12 protein-coding genes are annotated in these 18,729 nt (G+C 70.1%); 7 read left to right on the forward strand and 5 right to left on the reverse strand.

The window, feature by feature from the left end:
• Window positions 1–37: 37 nt before the first annotated feature.
• Window positions 38–2,134, reverse strand: coding sequence for a PTS sugar transporter subunit IIABC (locus KKR01S_RS06420; protein WP_058731010.1), 2,097 nt, complete (start codon window positions 2,132–2,134; stop codon window positions 38–40).
• A gap of 238 nt (window positions 2,135–2,372) precedes the next feature.
• Window positions 2,373–3,572, reverse strand: coding sequence for a cobalamin-independent methionine synthase II family protein (locus tag KKR01S_RS06425; RefSeq protein ID WP_058731011.1), 1,200 nt, complete (start codon window positions 3,570–3,572; stop codon window positions 2,373–2,375).
• Between the two features lie 147 nt (window positions 3,573–3,719).
• On the opposite strand from KKR01S_RS06425, the gene KKR01S_RS06430 reads away from it, so the two are divergent.
• The 3 genes from KKR01S_RS06430 (at window position 3,720) to ilvD (ending at window position 9,034) form a co-directional block, all read left to right on the forward strand.
• Entirely contained in the window at window positions 3,720–5,324 is a 1,605-nt protein-coding gene (locus KKR01S_RS06430; RefSeq protein WP_081101611.1) for an amino acid permease, read from the forward strand.
• Between the two features lie 48 nt (window positions 5,325–5,372).
• Entirely contained in the window at window positions 5,373–7,064 is a 1,692-nt protein-coding gene (locus KKR01S_RS06435) for an amino acid permease (RefSeq protein ID WP_099049744.1), read from the forward strand.
• A gap of 128 nt (window positions 7,065–7,192) precedes the next feature.
• A complete protein-coding gene (ilvD, locus tag KKR01S_RS06440) occupies window positions 7,193–9,034 on the forward strand; it encodes a dihydroxy-acid dehydratase (protein ID WP_058731012.1) in 1,842 nt (613 codons plus the stop codon).
• Between the two features lie 233 nt (window positions 9,035–9,267).
• Here ilvD and bioD read toward each other — a convergent pair whose 3' ends face one another.
• Genes bioD through bioB form a run of 3 tightly spaced genes read right to left on the reverse strand, consistent with a single transcriptional unit; the run spans window position 9,268 to window position 12,787 of the window.
• On the reverse strand, window positions 9,268–10,071 hold the full coding sequence (bioD, locus tag KKR01S_RS06445; protein WP_061225583.1) for a dethiobiotin synthase: 804 nt from the start codon (window positions 10,069–10,071) through the stop codon (window positions 9,268–9,270).
• On the reverse strand, window positions 10,068–11,471 hold the full coding sequence (bioA, locus tag KKR01S_RS06450) for an adenosylmethionine--8-amino-7-oxononanoate transaminase (protein ID WP_061225595.1): 1,404 nt from the start codon (window positions 11,469–11,471) through the stop codon (window positions 10,068–10,070). Before bioA ends, bioD begins: the two co-directional genes overlap by 4 nt.
• 17 nt (window positions 11,472–11,488) lie before the next feature.
• Window positions 11,489–12,787, reverse strand: a complete 1,299-nt coding sequence (gene bioB / locus KKR01S_RS06455) for a biotin synthase BioB (RefSeq protein WP_061225584.1) — start codon at window positions 12,785–12,787, stop codon at window positions 11,489–11,491.
• A gap of 170 nt (window positions 12,788–12,957) precedes the next feature.
• Here bioB and KKR01S_RS06460 point away from each other — a divergent pair, with 170 nt between their 5' ends.
• The 4 genes from KKR01S_RS06460 to KKR01S_RS06475 all read left to right on the forward strand — a co-directional run bounded on the left by KKR01S_RS06460 (window position 12,958) and on the right by KKR01S_RS06475 (window position 18,683).
• A complete protein-coding gene (locus tag KKR01S_RS06460; protein WP_061225585.1) occupies window positions 12,958–14,499 on the forward strand; it encodes an amino acid permease in 1,542 nt (513 codons plus the stop codon).
• A gap of 441 nt (window positions 14,500–14,940) precedes the next feature.
• On the forward strand, window positions 14,941–16,464 hold the full coding sequence (locus tag KKR01S_RS06465; RefSeq protein ID WP_099049745.1) for an amino acid permease: 1,524 nt from the start codon (window positions 14,941–14,943) through the stop codon (window positions 16,462–16,464).
• Window positions 16,465–16,477: 13 nt separating this feature from the next.
• The gene (locus KKR01S_RS06470; RefSeq protein ID WP_058731387.1) at window positions 16,478–17,311 is read left to right on the forward strand and encodes an alpha/beta hydrolase family protein; all 834 of its coding nucleotides are present in this window, start codon (window positions 16,478–16,480) and stop codon (window positions 17,309–17,311) included.
• A 304-nt stretch (window positions 17,312–17,615) separates the two neighbouring features.
• The gene (locus KKR01S_RS06475) at window positions 17,616–18,683 is read left to right on the forward strand and encodes a CAP domain-containing protein (protein WP_061225586.1); all 1,068 of its coding nucleotides are present in this window, start codon (window positions 17,616–17,618) and stop codon (window positions 18,681–18,683) included.
• Window positions 18,684–18,729 lie beyond the last annotated feature (46 nt).

An 18,729-nucleotide genomic window follows, 5' to 3' on the forward strand; every position in this document is an offset into this window, starting at 1 on the left:
CGGGTCGGCTATCGGTCCGGGCACGGGACCCGGTCGGTCACTTCTGGACGGGGTCCCGCCGTCCCAGGCGGACCTTCTTGACCTCGCGCGCCTTGTCCGCGTCCGCATCCCGGAACCCGAAGAAGTAGGTCAGGATGAACGCGACGACCAGAGCCGTCGCCGACGCGATGAGGTAGCCCACCAAGTTGCCGTCCGCTCCGACCCCGGGGGTGATGAAGGACGGGAAGCCGACCAGGGAGCCGGTGAAGGCGTACATGGTCACCCCGAACATGCCGGTCAGCAGACCACCCGCTGCACCGCCGATCGAGGCCATGACGAACACCCGGGTGTACTTCAGGTTCACGCCGTACATGGCCGGCTCCGTGATGCCGCAGAACGCGGAGATCGCGGCCGGGCCGGCCAGCTCCTTGATCTTGGGCAGCTTGGACTTGACGAACACCGCCAGCACGGCACCGCCCTGAGCCACCATGGTCGCGGAGATGATCGCGTTGATCGGGGACTGGCCATCCGGTCCCGACACCTGGTCCGTGACGATCGGGATGACCGCCCAGTGCAGGCCGAAGATCACCAAGCACTGGTAGAACCCGCCGATGATCAGACCGGAGATGGTCGGGGACATGTCGTAGACCCACATCAGGGCGCTGGCGATGCCCTCCGAGACGAACATGACGGCGGGGCCAAGGACCACCATGACGGCCAGGGACACGATCACCACCTCGAACAGCGGCACGAAGATCATGCGCAGCACGGTGGGGATGATCTTCTTCAGCCACGGTTCCACGATCGAGGCGAACCAGGCGGCCACGATCATCGGGAAGATCGAGTAGCTGTAGGAGGCCATGTGGAAGGGCAGGCCGAAGAACTCGGCGTTCAGCGACATCCCCAGCAGCGAGCGCTGCCCTTCACCCGCGGCCATCTCCACCAGGGTCGGATACGCCAGCACCCCGCCGACGATGGAGACGATGATCGGGTCCGAGCCCAGCCGTCGCGCGGCGGTGAAGCCCACGAAGATCGGCAGGAAGTAGAAGACCGCGTCTCCCATCGCGGAGATGATGGTGAAGGTCTGGGAGGACTCATCCACCACATCGAACTGGGTGAGCAGGGAGAGGATCCCCTTGAGGATGCCGGCCGCCGCCAGCAGCCCGATCACCGGGATCATGGACCCGGTGATCACCCCGATCAGGGAGCTGAAGCCGTACTTGACCCAGCCCCACGCGGTGTCCGGGCGCTCGGCCTCCTCCGCGGCGTCCTGCTCGCTGGCGGCGGCCTTGTCCGTGCCCAGCTGCTTGACGACGGCGTCGTAGACGTCCTCCACGGCCGGGCCGATGACCACCTGGTACTGCCCGCCGGCCCGCACGACGTCGATCACGCCGTCCAGGTCCGCGACCACCTCGTCGTCGGCCTTGCCCTGGTCCTTCAGGTAGAACCGGACGCGGGTGATGCAGTGGGTCACGGAGCGGACGTTGGCCTTGCCGCCGATGTTGTCGAGGATGTCCCAGGCCAGCGCGTCGTAGCCGGTCAGATCCCCGGGGCGCTCCTCGGATTCGGCCTCGGTCGCGTCGGCCGGCGCCGCGGTGTTCTCAACCTGCGGCTGGCGGGCGTGCCCCGGCTCGGGGTCACCGGCGGGCACCGCGCCCGTCTCGGTCCCCGGCTCCTTCAGCGCGACGTCGGCGGCGGGCTGACCAGCCTCGGTGTGGCCTGCGCGCACCTGCACGGACTCGACCTTCTTGGCGGTGTTGGGCATGACGACGATCGCCGTCGGGTCCTTGCCGGCCTCGGTGATGGCCTCCACGTCCATGCGGCCGATCCGCTGACCGGCCTGGACGGCATCGCCTTTGGAGACCTCCATGGCGAAGGGCCGGCCCTCCAGCTCCACGGTGTCCACCCCGAGGTGCACGAGCACCTCCAAGCCGGAGTCGGTCTTGAAGCCCAGGGCGTGCCCGGTGTCCGCGGCCATGGTCACCGTGCCGCTGACCGGGGCGAGCACATCACCCGTGGACGGTTCGGACACGCCGAAGCCGTCGCCGACCATCTTCCCGGAGAAGACGGGGTCGGGGACGTCCGCGATGCCGATGATCGTGCCGCCGACGGGAGCCAGCAGCTCCTCGCGCGGCGAGTCTGTCTCAGATGCCATGACGATGGTCCTCTTCGTTGAGGGGAGGGATTGCGGCGCGGGATTTCCGCGCCGCACTGCGTGCGCCCAGTGTAGCGGGGCGTCATCCCCCGGAGCATTCGACCCGTCTCATGTCTGACTTGTCCGGACAGCGCGGGCGCGAACGGGCACGATGAGGCCGAGCCGTCATCCGCGTGGGCTCTGCGGCCCTCAGAGCTCACGCGGATGACGGCTCGACGTCGGTGCGGCGCCGCGGCGCTCAGTACAGGCGCTGCGAGGCGATCCGGGCGCCCTCGGTCAGGGCGGCCAGCTTGGCCCAGGCGATGTCCGGGTGGATCCGCCCACCCAGCCCGCAGTCGGTGGAGGCGATGACGTTCTCCTTCCCGACGAGTCCGGCGAAGCGCTCGATCCGCTGCGCCACCAGCTCCGGGTGCTCCACCACGTTGGTGGAGTGGGAGACGCAGCCCGGGATGATCAGCTTGCCCGTCGGCAGCTCCACGTCCTCCCACACCGTCCACTCGTGGGCGTGGCGGGCGTTGGCGGCCTCGAAGGTGTACGCCCCGGCCTGGATCTCCAGCATCAGCCCGACGATGTCCTTGAACTCCAGGTCCGTGGTGTGCGGGCCGTGCCAGGAGCCCCAGCACAGGTGGAAGCGGACCTGCTCGGCGGGGATGCCCTCCAGGGCGCTGTTCAGCGCGTCCACCCGGATCTGCTGGAACGTCAGGTAGTCCTGCACGGAGGGCTCCGGGTTGATCTGGTCCCACCCCTCGGCCAGCCCGGGGTCGTCGATCTGCACGATCAGCCCGGCGTCGGTGATGGCCTTGTACTCCTCGTGCAGCACCTCGGCCCACGCGCGGATGTGGCCCTCGTCCGTGGAGTAGAAGACGTTGCCCACCCGCGCCGCGGAGCCGGGGGACAGCGCCGCGATGTACGCCTCGTCGGCCCCGTGGCGCTGGGCTGCGGACTGGAGGTTGGCGATGTCGGCGGCCACCGCGTCCTGGCCGATGTAGCGCAGCTCGTCCACGGCCACCGGGAACTGGGTGTCCGGGTCGTTGCCGGTGTCGATCTCGGTGGCGTAGAAGTCCCGGAAGCGGGTCCAGTCCCGGCGGTCCTCGAAGGTCGTGTACCGCAGGTTCCCGGGTTCGGAGCGCTGCGGGACCTGCTCGGGGTCCTGCACATCCACGGACAGCCCCGCGGTGCGGGCGAAGGAGTAGTGCCACCAGGAGCCGTAGTCCACCGCGCCGTTGCTGGCGTGGCCGTACTCGCCGTCGTTGACGGTGTCGATGCCGACCTCCCGCTGCCGGGCCACCACCTCATCCACCGCCCGGGTGAGGATCGGGGCGAAGTCCTCCTCGCTCAGGGAGCCGGCGCGGCGCTCGGCGTTGGCGCGGTGCAGCTCCTCGTTGCGGGGGAGGGAGCCGACGTGGGTGGTGCGGATGCGGTCCGTGCTGCGCAGCATGGCGGGTCCTTTCGACGGGTGCGGCGGTCCCCTCCAGCGTGCCGGGTCGGCTCACCGGCCACCAGATTTCGACGCCGGTGGACCCGATGTGACGTGCGCGCGCCTGTGTTACACGCCCGACACCGGGGAGATCTATGCTGAGGCGATATGTTCCTGTGGCGGGACTCGGTCCGCCGTCGGCGGCAGGCGGGGCCCGTCCTCTTCTTCCAGGAGGTCCCCGTGACCCACCAGCCTCCGGTCTCATCGGCCGGCTCCGGCCCCGCCGTCCCGTCCACCGCGGATCCCGAGGACGCCTTCGGCCACGAGCAGGCCGGCTTCCAGCAGCACCTCGGACCGCGCCAGCTGCAGATGATCGCGATCGGCGGGGCCATCGGCACCGGCCTGTTCCTCGGCGCCGGCGGGCGCCTGGCCTCCGCCGGCCCCGGGTTGGCCCTGGACTACCTCGTCTGCGGCTTCATCGCCTATCTGATCCTGCGGGCCATCGGCGAGCTCGTGGTGCACCGGCCCTCCTCCGGCTCCTTCGTCTCCTACGCCCGTGAGTTCTACGGGGAGCGCGCCGCCTACATCTCCGGGTGGATGTACTGGATCAACTGGGCCACCACCTCGATCGTGGACTCCACCGCGATCGCCCTCTACGTCAAGTGGTTCGGGCAGTACTTCCACTGGCTCGACGCCGTGCCCCAGGGGCTGATCGCGCTGGTGGTCATCGTCCTGGTGGTCAGCGCCAACCTCATCTCCGTGAAGATCTTCGGGGAGATGGAGTTCTGGTTCGCCCTGATCAAGGTCGTGGCGCTGCTGACCTTCCTGGTGGTGGGCGTCTGCTTCGTGATCTTCGGGTCCCCCAACGGCAGCCCGACCGGCTTCTCCCTGATCAGCGAGCACGGCGGCTGGTTCCCCAACGGCCTGCTGCCGGCCCTGGTGATCATGCAGGGCGTGGTCTTCGCCTACGCGGCGATCGAGCTGGTGGGCACCACCTCCGGGGAGACCAAGGACGCCCAGAAGGTCATCCCCAAGGCCATCAACACCGTGATCCTGCGGGTGCTGGTGTTCTACGTCGGCTCCGTGCTGCTGCTGGCCCTGCTGCTGCCGTACTCCTCCTACAAGGAGGGCGAGTCCCCGTTCGTCACGTTCTTCTCCAGCATCGGGGTGAACGCGGCCGGGCCCATCATGGAGCTGGTGGTCATCACCGCGGCCATGTCCTCGCTGAACGCGGGGCTGTACTCCACCGGGCGCATCCTGCACTCGATGTCCATGGCCGGCTCCGCCCCGAAGTTCGCGCAGCGGATGAACAGCCACGGCGTCCCCTACGGCGGGATCCTCATGACCTCCGCCGTCGCGCTGATCGGGGTGGTGCTGAACTTCGTCGTCCCGGAGCAGGCCTTCGAGATCGTGCTGAACATCGCCTCCTTCGGGATCATCGGGGCGTGGGCGACCATCGCCCTGGCCCACCTGAAGTTCGTGTCCCTGGCCAAGCAGGGCCGCTACCGCAGGCCCGGCTACCGCGCCTGGGGCGCGCCGTTCACGGACTGGGTGATCCTGGTGTTCCTGGCCGGGGTGATCGTGCTGATCGGCTTCGACTACCCGGTGGGCACCTGGACCCTCGGACTGCTGATCGTGGTGATCATCCCCGCGCTGATCGTCGGCTGGTTCGCCGTGCGCGGGCGGGTGCGCGCCATCGCCGCCGAACGCGAGGGCGTGACCGGCCTGTACCCGATCGTCGCCGACCGCCCCGCCGCGCACACGCGGGATTGACGGGGCCGGAGAACGAGGAAACGCAGAACACGAAAGGAGAGCTCCGTCATGAGCCGAGACCTGTCTGAGAACGGCGCGTCGATGGCACGGAGAGGCCCAGACGAGAATGTCTTCGAGGAGGAGCAGGCTGGGTTCCGCAAGGGTCTCGGGCCGCGCCAGCTGCAGATGATCGCGATCGGCGGGGCCATCGGCACCGGACTGTTTCTCGGGGCCGGAGGGCGCTTGGCCAAGGCCGGGCCCTCTCTGCTGTTCGACTTCGCGCTGTGCGGGATCATCGCCTATCTGATCCTGCGGGCCCTGGGGGAGCTCGTGGTGCACCGGCCCTCCTCTGGCTCCTTCGTCTCCTACGCCCGGGAGTTCTATGGGGAGAAGGCGGCCTTCGTCGCCGGCTGGTGGTACTGGATCCACTGGGCCATGACCTCCATCGTGGACACCACCGCCATCGCCCTGTACGTCAAGTGGTTCGGGCAGTACAGCACCGTCATCGCGGGTATTCCGCAGTGGGTCTTCGCGCTGGCCGTGGTGGTGATCGTGGTGTCCATGAACCTCATCTCGGTGAAAGTCTTCGGGGAGATGGAGTTCTGGTTCTCGCTGATCAAGGTCCTGGCCCTGCTGATCTTCCTGGTTCTCGGCGTCGTCTTCGTGATCTTCGGGACTCCCACCGGTTCGCCCACCGGATTCCAGGTCATCGCGGACCACGGTGGCTGGTTCCCCGAGGGCATCGCTCCGGCCCTGCTGCTGATCCAGGGCGTGGTCTTTGCGTACTCTTCCATCGAGCTGGTGGGCACCACCTCCGGGGAGACCCGGAATGCCCAGCAGGTGATTCCCAAAGCGATCAACACGGTGATCCTGCGGATCGTGGTGTTCTACATCGGCTCCATTCTGCTGCTGATCCTGCTGCTCCCATACACCGCATACCAGAACGGCGTCTCCCCCTTCGTCACGTTCTTCTCCAGCATCGGCGTGGACGCGGCCGGGCCCATCATGGAGCTGGTGGTGATCACCGCCGCTCTGTCCTCCCTGAACGCCGGCATGTACTCCACCGGGCGCATCATGCACTCGATGGCCGTGGCAGGCTCCGGGCCGCGCTTCGCCCGCAGCCTGACCCGCGGCGGGGTGCCTTGGGGCGGCATCGTCATGACTGCGGCGGTGACATTGCTCGGGGTGGTGCTCAACGCGGTGGTTCCGGCTCAGGCCTTCGAGATCGTGCTGAATCTGGCTTCGGTGGGCATCGTCGCCGGGTGGGCGACGATCGCTTTGTCGCACCTGAAATTCGTCTCCCTGGTTCGCCAGGGGGTGTACCGGAGACCCGGATACCGGATGCCCGGAGCTCCGTTCACGGACTGGGTGATCCTGGTTTTCCTGGTGGGAGTGCTGGCTCTGATCGGTCTGGACTACCCGCAGGGAACCTGGACCCTCGGGGCGATGGTTCTCGTGCTGCCGTGCATGGCCATCGGCTGGTACATCTGCCGTGGGCGTATCCGCGCCATCGCCGCCGAACGCGAGGGCGTCACCGGGTTCTTCCCCACGGTGGCCGGGCGGCCCGCCTCCGGGCACCTTTCGCTGACCGATCAGGCCGCCGCTGAGGCTGAGGGGGCCCGCGCCGAGCGTATCGCTGGGCAATCCGACGCTGCCCGGGAGTCCTCGGAACGCCAAGATGCCGTGGACTACACTCACGACGCCGTGCGGCGGGCCTCCCGTGGGCGCCGCTCCGGTCGCTTCCGCGACAGGGACGCCTGAGCAGACGAGCGGGTCCGCGTTTTCTGTCCTCTCCATTGTCTCATCATCCGAGATCCCCGTCCCGGATGCTGGATGACCTTTGTGCCGGAGTAGCCTGGGACGAGCATCAGCCACGCCAAGGAGAAGCCATGCCCGCCCTGCGCTCCCGCACATCCACCCACGGTCGGAACATGGCCGGAGCCCGCGCCCTGTGGCGGGCCACCGGCATGAAGAAGGAGGACTTCGGCAAGCCGATCGTCGCCATCGCCAACTCCTTCACCCAGTTCGTCCCCGGCCACGTGCACCTGAAGAACATGGGCGCGCTGGTGGCCTCCGCGGTGGAGGAAGCCGGCGGGGTGGCCAAGGAGTTCAACACCATCGCCGTGGACGACGGCATCGCCATGGGCCACGACGGCATGCTCTACTCCCTGCCCTCCCGCGACGTCATCGCCGACTCCGTGGAGTACATGGTCAACGCCCACCGCGCCGACGCCCTGGTGTGCATCTCCAACTGCGACAAGATCACCCCCGGCATGCTCATGGCCGCGATGCGTCTGAACATCCCGGTCGTGTTCGTCTCCGGCGGGCCCATGGAATCCGGGGCGCCGGTGGAGGGCGTGCTGGAGCACCGGATCGACCTGGTCGACGCGATGGCCTACGCCGTGGACGAGCAGGTCTCCGACGCGCAGCTGGCCCAGATCGAGGAGAACGCCTGCCCCACCTGCGGCTCCTGCTCCGGGATGTTCACCGCGAACTCCATGAACTGCCTGACCGAGGCCCTCGGGCTCTCCCTGCCCGGCAACGGCACCACCCTGGCCACCCAGATCGCTCGCAAGGAGCTGTTCCTGAAGGCCGGGCGCACCGTCGTCGAGCTGGCCAAGCGCTACTACGAGCAGGACGACGAGTCCGTCCTGCCGCGCAACGTCGCCACCAAGTCCTCCTTCCGCAACGCCATGTCCCTGGACGTGGCGATGGGCGGGTCCACCAACACCGTGCTGCACATCCTCGCCGCAGCGCAGGAGGCCGAGGTGGACTTCACCCTGAAGGACATCGACGAGATCTCCCGGCACGTGCCCTGCCTGTGCAAGGTCGCCCCGAACTCCACCCAGTTCCACATCGAGCACGTGCACCGGGCCGGCGGCATCCCCGCGATCCTCGGCGAGCTGGACCGGGCCGGGCTCCTGGAGCACGACGGCGTGCACACCGTGCACGCGGAGTCGGTGGAGGCCTGGCTGGATGAGTGGGACATCCGCCGGGACACCGCCTCCGAGCGGGCCCGCGAGCTGTACCTGGCCGCCCCCGGCGGGGTGCGCACCACCCAGGCCTTCTCCACCGCCAACCGCTTCGAATCCCACGACACCGACGCCGAGTTCGGGTGCATCCGGTCCGTGGAGCACGCTTACACCAAGGACGGCGGCCTGGCGGTGCTCTACGGCAACATCGCCGAGGACGGCGCGGTCATCAAGACCGCCGGGATCGACGAGTACCTGTTCCGCTTCATCGGCAAGGCCTTCGTGGTGGAATCCCAGGACGAGGCGGTCTTCGAGATCCTCTCCAAGCACGTGCAGCCCGGGGACATCGTCGTCATCCAGTACGAGGGGCCCAAGGGCGGGCCGGGCATGCAGGAGATGCTCTACCCCACCTCCTACCTGAAGGGCCTGGGGCTGGGGAAGGAATGCGCGCTGATCACCGACGGGCGCTTCTCCGGCGGGACCTCCGGGATCTCCATCGGCCACATCTCCCCGGAGGCGGCCTCCGGCGGCGCGGTGGGGCTGATCCGCACGGGGGACGAGATCGAGATCGACGTGACCCAGCGGCTGCTGCAGGTCAACGTCTCCGACGAGGAGCTGGCCCGACGCCGCGAGGAGCGCGGGCGCCTGCCGTGGAAGCCGACCAAGCCGCGCGAGCGCCAGGTCTCCAAGGCCCTGCGCGCCTACGCCTCGATGGTCACCAGCGCCGACAAGGGCGCGGTGCGGGTGGTCCCGGAGTAAAGGGGCGCTCGATCCTGCTCTGACGCTCCGGCGTCCCGGGCGTCCCGGGCCCGCCGACGCGACCTCGAGGCGGCGCAGCGGTGCCCACCCCGCCACCGAGACGGCGCATCCGTTCCCGAAAACCGGATTTCCGGGAACGGATGCGCCGTCTCGCGGGCGGGCGGGAACGGATGCGCCGGGTCGCGGGCGCGGGAGAGCGCGGCCCCCGGGTCACCGGGCGGGGTGCAGCGGGTTCAGCGGGCGCCCGCGGCTGCGCGCCAGCCGCGGGGGACCGCGCCCAGCAGGCGATGGCGGGCGGACAGGGCCTCCCGGTTGGACAGATCCACGGCCCGCGGCGGGTCATCCCACGCGCCGATCACCACCCCGGCCGTGCGCAGTCCGCGTGCGGCGATGGCCTCCACCGTGAGATCCGTGTGGTTCAGGGTGCCCAGGCCCGGGCGGCACACCACCACCAGCCCGCCCGCGCCGCACTCCCGGGCGATATCGGCCAGGGTGTGCCCGCCCAGATCCACGAGGATCCCGCCGGCGCCCTCCACCAGGACGACGTCGTGCCGCTCGCGCAGGCCCAGGATCCGGGCGGCCTGCTCCGCCGCGGTGGGCACCGGCACCCCCGCGGCCTCTGCTGCGGCCGCCGGGGCCAGGGGCAGGCGCAGGGCGAAGCCCGTGGAGTAGGAGACCCCGGCCAGCTCCCCGGCGATCTGCGCGTCCCCGCGCACCACCACATCCGAGTACCGCGCCTCCAGGGCCTCCCGCTCGGGATCATCCGGTGCGATCAGTCCGGTCTGGGCCGGTTTGTGGACGTGCACGTCCAGACCCTGCCCGGCCAGCAGGGCCGCCAGGGCCGCGGTGGCGTAGGTCTTGCCGACGCCGGTGTCCGTGCCGGTGACGAACAGCAGCCCGTCCGCGGCGGCGGCACGCACCGCGTCGGCGTCCAGGAAGGCGTCCGGCTGCGCGTCGGCCAGCGCATCCGGGGCGGTCCGCTCCACGGCGCCCGCCTGCGCATCCGCCGGCGCGTCGGCACTCGACGTCGTGCTCATGCGTCCTCCTCGACGGGCTCGTGGGCAGCGGCCGCGGCGACCATCGCCCCCGTGATCCGGGCCAGGCCCTCCTCGGTGCTCAGGTACGGCGGCATCGTGTAGATCGCGTCGCGGAACGGGCGCAGCCACACCCCGTGCTCGGCCGCGATGCGGGTGCAGACATCCACATCCACCGGGCCCCGGGTGCGCACCACGCCGATCCCCCCGGTCACGGCCACCTCGGCCACTCCCTCCAGGGAGGCCGCCGGGGCCAGGCCAGCGCGCAGTCCGGCCTCCAAGCGCGGCACGGCCTCGTACCACGCGCTCGACGGCGCGGCGCCCTCCGGGGCGGCGACCTCCGCGCCGCCCACGCGCCCGAAGAGCAGGTCCACGGAGGCTGCGGCCACCGCGCACGCCAGGGGATTGGCCATGAAGGTGGGTCCGTGCATCAGGGCCGCATAGGAGGAGCGGGAGATGACCTCGGCCACCGGGCCGGAGCACAGCAGGGCCGCCAGCGTCAGGTACCCGCCGGTCAGGGCCTTGCCCACGCACATCACATCCGGGACGATCCCGGCCTGCTCGCAGGCGAAGGCTGTGCCGGTGCGCCCGAAGCCCGTCGCGATCTCATCGGTGATGAACACCGCATCCAGCCGGTCCGCGGCCTCGCGCAGGAAGCGCAGGGCCCGCGGCAGATACGCCCGCATGGCCCCGGCGCCCTGGAATACCGGCTCCACGATGATCCCGGCCAGCTCCGCCCCGTGCCGATCCAGCAGCTCGGACACCTCGGCCTCCCACGCCGCGCAGGCGGCGTCATCGACCGCGGCATCACCGGAGGGTGCGGGGGGCTGCGGGGCGAAGACCTGCGGGACCAGCAGCGAGGCGAAGTCGGCGTGCATCCCGCCGACCGGGTCGCACACGCTCATCGCGCCCGTCGTATCCCCGTGATAGGCCCCGCGCAGCGCCAGGAAGCGTCCGCGCTCCCCGCCCCGGGCCCGCTGGTACTGCACCGCGAGCTTCAGGGCCACCTCCACGGACACCGAGCCGGAGTCCGCGAGGAAGACGTGGTCCAGGCCCTGCGGGGTCACCTCCACCAGCCGCTCCGCCAGCTCGACGGCGGGAGCGTGGGTCAGCCCGCCGAACATCACGTGCGAGAACCGATCGATCTGCGCCCGCAGCGCCGCGTCCAGCACCGGGTTCCGGTACCCGTGCACCACGGACCACCACGAGCTCATCCCGTCCAGCACCCGCTGGGGACGCTCGGCCCCCGGGGCGACCAGATCCACGAAGGGCCCCTCGGCGCCGTGCACGGAGTACCGGGCCCCGGCCTCTAGGGAGCCGTAGGGATGCCACAGCAGGGCCCGGTCCCGATCCAGCACGGTACGGCCGGCGGGCCCGGCGGAACCGGCGAGGGAGGGGGGCACGGGATCGGCGCCCGCGCTCACGAGTTGGGCGGCGCGTCCGTGCCGGCGCCGCGACGGCGGATGGTCGGGACCAGGGGGCGCCCGGCGTCATCGCGCAGACCGTGCCGCACGGTGCCGACGCCGGCCTCGGGGGCCTCGGCGGGCTGGGCGGCGCCCACGCCCGCGGGCACCGGCTGCTCGACCGGGACCTGCTGCTCCTCCGGGGCCGCGTGGGATCCGCAGCCTCCGCCGGCGCACGGCGGCAGGCCCGCACCGGTCTCGGCGCCGGCCCCGCCCATGGCCTCGCGGTGGGCGGCTCGGTGCGCGCGTAGCCGATCACGCAGCGCCTTGGCATCCTCCTGGCCGACGATCTGGAATCCGCCGTCCACGATCATGTCCAGGTCATCCTCGGCGGCCTGGCCCTCGCTGGTCAGGTAGTCCCCGAGGAACAGGGAGTTGGCCACATTCAGGCTCAGCGGCTGCAGGGAGCGCAGGTGCAGCTCACGGCCGCCGGCGATGCGCAGCTCCCGGTCCGGGCACATCAGCCGGACCATGCACAGGATGCGCAGGCACTTCTGGGGGGTCAGCTCCCAGGTGCCCTCCAGGGGGGTGCCGTCGAAGGGGATCAGGAAGTTCACGGGAATGGAGTCGGAGTCGATCTGCCGCAGCGCCTCCACGGCCTCCACCAGCTGCTCGTCGGTCTCGCCCATGCCCACGATCAGCCCCGAGCAGGGGGACAGCCCCGCGCTGCGGGCGGAGTCCACGGTGTCCACGCGGTCCTGGAAGGTGTGCGAGGAGCAGATCTCCTCGTAGTGGGAGGGTGCGGTGTTCAGGTTGTGGTTGTACGCATCCACCCCGGCCTGGCGCAGCCGCTCCGCCTGCCCCTCCTTGAGGATGCCCAGGCACGCGCAGACCTCGGTCTCCGGGTTGGCGTCCTTGATGGCCTCGGTCATCTCGGCCACGCGCCCGACGTCGCGGTTGGACGGGCCGCGCCCGGAGGCCACCAGGCACACCCGGGAGGCCCCGCCGGCCAGGCCGAACTCGGCCTGGCGCTTGGCTTCGTCGGTGGGCAGCCAGGAGTACTTGAGGATCTCCGCATCCGAGCCGAGACGCTGGGAGCAGTACCCGCAGTCCTCGGGACACAGGCCGGATTTCAGGTTGACGAGGTAGTTGACCTTGACCGAGTTGCCGAAGTAGCGACGGCGAACCCGGGAGGCCGCGGCCACGAGATCCAGCAGGACGTCGTCCTCGGAGGCCAGCACCGCCAGGGCCGCCTCCCGGTCCGCGGGGGTCCCGGCGAGGACGGAATCGGCGAGGTCATCGAAAGTCTTGAACACCGTTCAATCTTCGGACGGCCCCCCGTCCCGGTCAAGTCCGAGGCGCATCCCCGGCGGCATCGCGGGGCCCGCACGGGCCCGAGATCCGAGGTCTGCGCACGGGCGGTGCGCGTCACACCCGTCGAGTATGCTGTGGGGGCATCTCATCCCCTCGTCGAAACGGCAGGTCCATGTCCCCGAGCCCCGCGGATCCCGGCGCCCCCGGATCCTCCCAGCCCCTCACCGGCGACGACGCGCTGCACGCGCGGGAGCAGGAGGGCTACAGCAAGGGCCTCACGCCCCGGCAGATCCACATGATCGCCATCGGCAGCTCGATCGGCACCGGCCTGTTCCTCGGGGCCGGCGGCGGCCTGGCCGACGCCGGGCCCACCCTGTTCATCCTCTACGCCGTGGCCGGGTTCTTCGGCTACCTCATCCTGCGTCAGCTCGGCGAGCTGGTGGTGCACCGACCCTCCTCCGGGTCCTTCGTCTCCTACACCCGGGAGTTCTACGGCGAGAAGGCCGCATACTTCGTGGGATGGATGTACTGGCTGTCCTGGGCCTCCACCACGGTCGTGGACGCCACCGCGATGGCCATCTACGTCAAGTGGTTCGGGCAGTACAGCACGTTCATCGACGAGCTGCCGCAGTGGGTGCTGGCCGGGGCCGTGCTGATCATCGTCATGATCACCAACCTGATCTCCGTGAAGGTCTTCGGGGAGATGGAGTTCTGGTTCGCCCTGATCAAGGTCTCCGCGCTGGTGATCTTCCTGGTGGTCGGGGTGTGCTTCGTGATCTTCGGGACCCCCACGGGGGCGCCCACCGGCTTCCATCTGATCCGCGAGAGCGGGGGGATGCTCCCGCACGGGATCCTCGCCGCGCTGGTGGTCTCCCAGGGCGTGGTCTTCGCCTACTCCGGCATCGAGCTGGTGGGGATCACCGCGGGGGAGACCAAGGACCCCCAGCGTCAGATCCCGCGGGCCATCAACACCGTGATCCTGCGCATCGCCGTGTTCTACGTCGGTTCGGTGCTGCTGCTGTGCCTGCTGCTGCCGTACACCGCGTACTCCGCGGACGAGTCCCCGTTCGTGACCTTCTTCTCCAGCATCGGGGTGGACTACATCGGCCCGATCATGCAGCTGGTGGTCATCACCGCCGCGCTGTCCTCCCTCAACGCCGGGCTGTACTCCACCGGGCGGATCGTGCACTCGATGGCGATGGCCGGCTCCGCGCCCAAGTTCACCGGGAAGATGACCCGTTCCGGGGTGCCCTTCGGGGGGATCCTGCTGACCGTGCTGGTCGGCGGGCTCGGCGTCGTGCTGAACTACTACGTCCCGGAGGATGCCTTCAACATCGTCCTGAACATCTCCGCGATCGGGATCATCGTCGGCTGGGCGGCCATCATGCTGCCGCACCAGCGCTTCGTCGCCCAGGCCCGGCGCGGTCAGCAGCGTCGGCCCGCCTATCGCGCGCCTCTGGCGCCGTACACCAACTGGCTCACCATGCTCTTCCTGGTGGGGGTTCTGGTGCTGGTGGCCCTGGACTACCCGCTGGGCACCTGGACGCTGGCCTCGATGGGCGTGGTGATCCCGGTGCTGATCATCGGCTGGTTCGCCGTGCGCGGGCGCGTGCGACGTCTGGCCGCCGAACGCGAGGGGTTCACCGGGGCGTATCCGGTGATCGTGCAGACTCCCGGCACCGAGGATCAGGGCACCATCTCCACGCTGCCCTGACCTGCGCCCCGCCCCCGCGACGGCACCGTCCCCTCCGAAGCTCCGGCCTGTTCGGAAGGGACGGTGCCGTCGCGTGTGGCGGTTCGATGCGGGCGGATCTCAGCATCCGGACTGGGATCTTGCTGATGCGGAACTGGGAGAGTCCCAAGTGCCGACGCTCTGACTAGGGGAGATGCCCTCGTGCGACGGTGATGTTTCGGATGGGGGCATAGCCGCCCGGTCTTTTCATGTGATGGAAACAACAGGATATGCGAAGCGTGCGTATGCTTCTGCTCATCGTTCACGACGCCGCGGACCGCGGCCCCGTCACCGGGGCCACCGGCCGCGGCGTCCGACGGTTCTCCACCCGGATCTCCCCGCGTGCGGATCCCGCCGACGCCCATGCCGACGACGCACCGCGCGCACCCTCGGGGAGCTCCCCGCTCGAAGGGCTCACCACCCATGTCTCTGACCGCCTCACCCAAGGATCCGCAGGCGCTGCGCCACGGAACCGAAGCCACCATCGCCCCTGAGGACGACGCGCTGCACCAGGGCCTCGGCCCGCGTCAGCTGCAGATGATCGCGATCGGCGGGGCCATCGGCACCGGCCTGTTCCTCGGGGCCGGCGGGCGCCTGGAGCAGGCCGGGCCCTCCCTGGCCCTGATCTACGCGGTGTGCGGATTCATGGGCTATCTCATCCTGCGGGCCCTCGGCGAGCTGGTGGTGCACCGGCCTTCCTCCGGCTCCTTCGTCTCCTACGCCCGGGAGCTGTTCGGGGAGAAGGCCGCCTACGTCTCCGGGTGGATGTACTGGCTGTTCTGGTCCACCACCGCGATCGTGGACTCCACCGCCATCGCCATCTACGTCGCCTGGTTCGGCCGCTACTCCGAGGCCGTCGCCGCGATCCCGCAGGGCGTCACGGCCTTCGCGGTGGTCGCCGTCGTGGTGGCCGCCAATCTCATCTCCGTGAAGGTCTTCGGGGAGATGGAGTTCTGGTTCGCGCTCATCAAGGTCGCGGCCCTGGTGATCTTCCTGGTGGTCGGGGTGATCATGGTCTTCACCGGCACCCCCAACGACCAGCCCTCGGGACTGAGCCTGATCACCGACCACGGCGGGCTGTTCCCCCGCGGGGTGCTGCCCGCGCTGCTGATCACCCAGGGCGTGGTCTTCGCCTACGCCGGCATCGAGCTGGTGGGCACCACCTCCGGGGAGACCCGCGACGCCGAGCGGATCATCCCCAAGGCCATCAACACGGTGATCCTGCGCATCGCGGTGTTCTACGTCGGTTCGGTGCTGCTGCTGTGCCTGCTGCTGCCCTACACCGCCTACTCCGCGGATGAATCCCCGTTCGTCACGTTCTTCTCCAGCATCGGCGTGGACGCCGCCGGTCCGATCATGCAGCTGGTGGTCATCACCGCCGCCCTGTCCTCCCTGAACGCGGGCCTGTACTCCACGGGACGGATCATGCATTCGATGGCGATGGCCGGCTCCGCTCCGCGCTTCGCCCGGCACCTGACCCGCTCCGGGGTGCCGTGGGGCGGGATCGTGCTCACCGCCGCCGTGGCGATGGTGGGGGTGGTGCTGAACTTCCTGGTGCCGGCCCAGGCCTTCGAGATCGTGCTGAACTTCGCCTCGATCGGCATCATGTCCACGTGGGTCGCGATCATCGCCTGCCATCTGCGCTTCCGGAGCCTGGCCCGCGCCGGCCGGTACCGGATCCCCGGCTACCGGATGCCCGGTGCGCCCTTCACGGACTGGCTGGTTCTGGCGTTCCTCGCCGGGGTGGTGGTGCTCATCGCCCGGGACTACCCGGTGGGCACCTGGACCCTCGGCGCGGCCCTGCTGCTGATCCCCCTGCTGATCCTCGGCTGGTTCGCCGTGCGCGGACGGGTCCTGGAGATCGCCGCGCAGCGGGAGGGATACACCGGCCTGAACCCGGTGGTCCCGCAGCGTCCGGCGGCCCGTCGGAGCCGGGACGCTCGGTAGGCGGTCTCGGGATATGGGTGCGGTGCGCGGGCGGCGGATGCTGCGCACGGTCGGCGTCCTGCTCCTCGCGGCGGCGCTGATCCTGGTCGCGGCCGTGGTGCGGCCCCGCGCCCAGGACGACGCGCAGGGACGGTACTTCCAGGACTTCTCCGACGGGCAGCGCACCAGCCGGTACCACGTGCTCGACGGCGGGGTGGACCGCTCCCGCCCCGTGGGGGTCGCCTTCTTCTTCGATGGGGACAGCACCGGGGAGGACGCCTGGTTCTGGAACCCGTACGGGGCGCAGATCCGCGCGATGGCCGCGGAGGTCAACCGCCGCAACCTGGTGCTGGTCCCGGTGCTCTCCCCGGAGGCCGAGGAGGCGGAGAACCCCGATGATCAGATCACCTGGTGGCTGCGGCAGCGCGACGACGGCGCGTGGTTCCGGGCCCTGGCCCGGCACCTGCTTCGCACCGAGCACCTGGACGCCTCCCGCTTGTGGCTGACCGGATACTCCGGCGGGGCCGACTTCATCACGGACGAGGCGCTGGCCCGGGACTCCGGGTGGATCCGCGGCGGCGGGGCGACGATCGTCGGCGGGGGCGAAGGCGACGGCTTCCCGACCGCCCCGAGCGCCGCCGTGAAGGGCATGGCCCTGACCTGGCACGAGGGCACCGAGGATGTGCCGGCCCAGGACGATCCGCAGGGCTGGTCCGGGACCACGGCCGGACGCGCCGGGTGGCGGCAGTATCGGGACGCCGGGTTCACCCGCGCGCGCTTCCAGACCGTGCCGGGAGCGGATCACGGCGGCTACGACGTCCACGCGCTGCTGGAGGAGGACCTGGAGCGCGAGGCCGCCGGCCGGTGATGGTGCGCCGGTCCAGCGGCGATCCGGTGCCGATCCCGCGACGTGCGCCGTGTTTGAGGGACGCGGTCTTCGAAGATCAGCTGAGAATTTCCGCCCCGGAGCCCGCCGGATGCAACCATCTGCGGAGCGACCGCGCAGGTCGCGCCGGGGAAGGCGCGTGTTCGAATATCACGGAACGGTGAACATTCTGGTCTGGACGGTCAGATTCGTGACGTTTCCTCTATAGACTCCATGGTGCCCGCGAGTCTCCGGCATCACAGCCGAGGGTGCGGGAGATCCCGTCACCTCACCCAGGAGCCTTCGAGTGAACAGCACCACCGCATCCTCCCGCGCCGGTCGGTACGTCCCCCAGCACAGCACCCGTCGCGGTCCCCGGGCCCACCGGGGCCGCCGCCCGCTCGGGACCCGCCCGCTGACCGCCGCGGCCCTGGCCACCGCGCTGGCGGCCGGGACCTTCGCCACCGGGCAGCTCGCCGACGCGCCGGTCGCCCAGGCCGCGCAGTCCGACATCGTGCAGGTCTCCGCCGCCCAGCGCGCCGCGGACCAGCAGAAGCTGCTGGACTCCATCAACTCCTACCGCCGCTCCCTCGGCCTGAAACCGGTCCGGTACTCCCAGACCCTCACGAACATCGAACAGGCCCACTCGGATGCCCAGGTGCGCGACGAGAGCTTCTACCACACCGACCAGTTCATGACGGATTCCCGGGCCGGGCGCTGGACCCACGTCAACGAGGTCATCGCCCGGTCCTATCAGAGCGACGTCAACCAGCTGCTGGCGTGGTGGAAGACCTCCGCCGCCCACAACGCCGCGATCACCAGCCCCAAGGCCGAGGTCATCGGCATCGCCCTGACCTACGCGGACGGCTCCCTGCAGCGCACCGGCCAGCCGTGGCGGCTGCTGGGCACCGTGAACCTCTACGGCTATGCCAACGGCGGCGCCCCCGCGGATGCGACCACCACCGTGGCCGGCGGTGCGGTCACCGTCCCGGCGGCCCAGGTGCAGCCCCAGGCCGCGGCCGCCTACAGTCCGTACGGGGCGATCGGGGTGACCTGGCGGAACTTCGGCGGGACCGCGGGCTTCGGCACCCCCGTGATGGCCGAGGCCCCCGCCGCGGACGGCGGCCGCTACCAGCGCTTCGTCAAGGACGGGCGGTACACCAAGGTCATGTGGAGCTCCAGCACCGGCACGCACTACATCAAGGAGTACGGCGGCATCGGCGCGACCTGGTCCCGGGCCGGCTACGAGCGCGGCTACGGCTACCCCGTGACCAACGAGTACCGCGTGGGCCGGGAGATGCACCAGCGCTTCTCCGGCGGCTACACCATCAAGTGGGATTCGGTGACCCAGCGAACCTGGGTCGAGCAATCCTGATCCCGACGTCGGTCCCGGGCCCCATCCGGTGCGGCGGGTCCCGCCG

The organism is Rothia kristinae NBRC 15354, from assembly GCF_001570865.1.
Taxonomy (GTDB): Bacteria; Actinomycetota; Actinomycetes; order Actinomycetales; family Micrococcaceae; genus Rothia; species Rothia kristinae.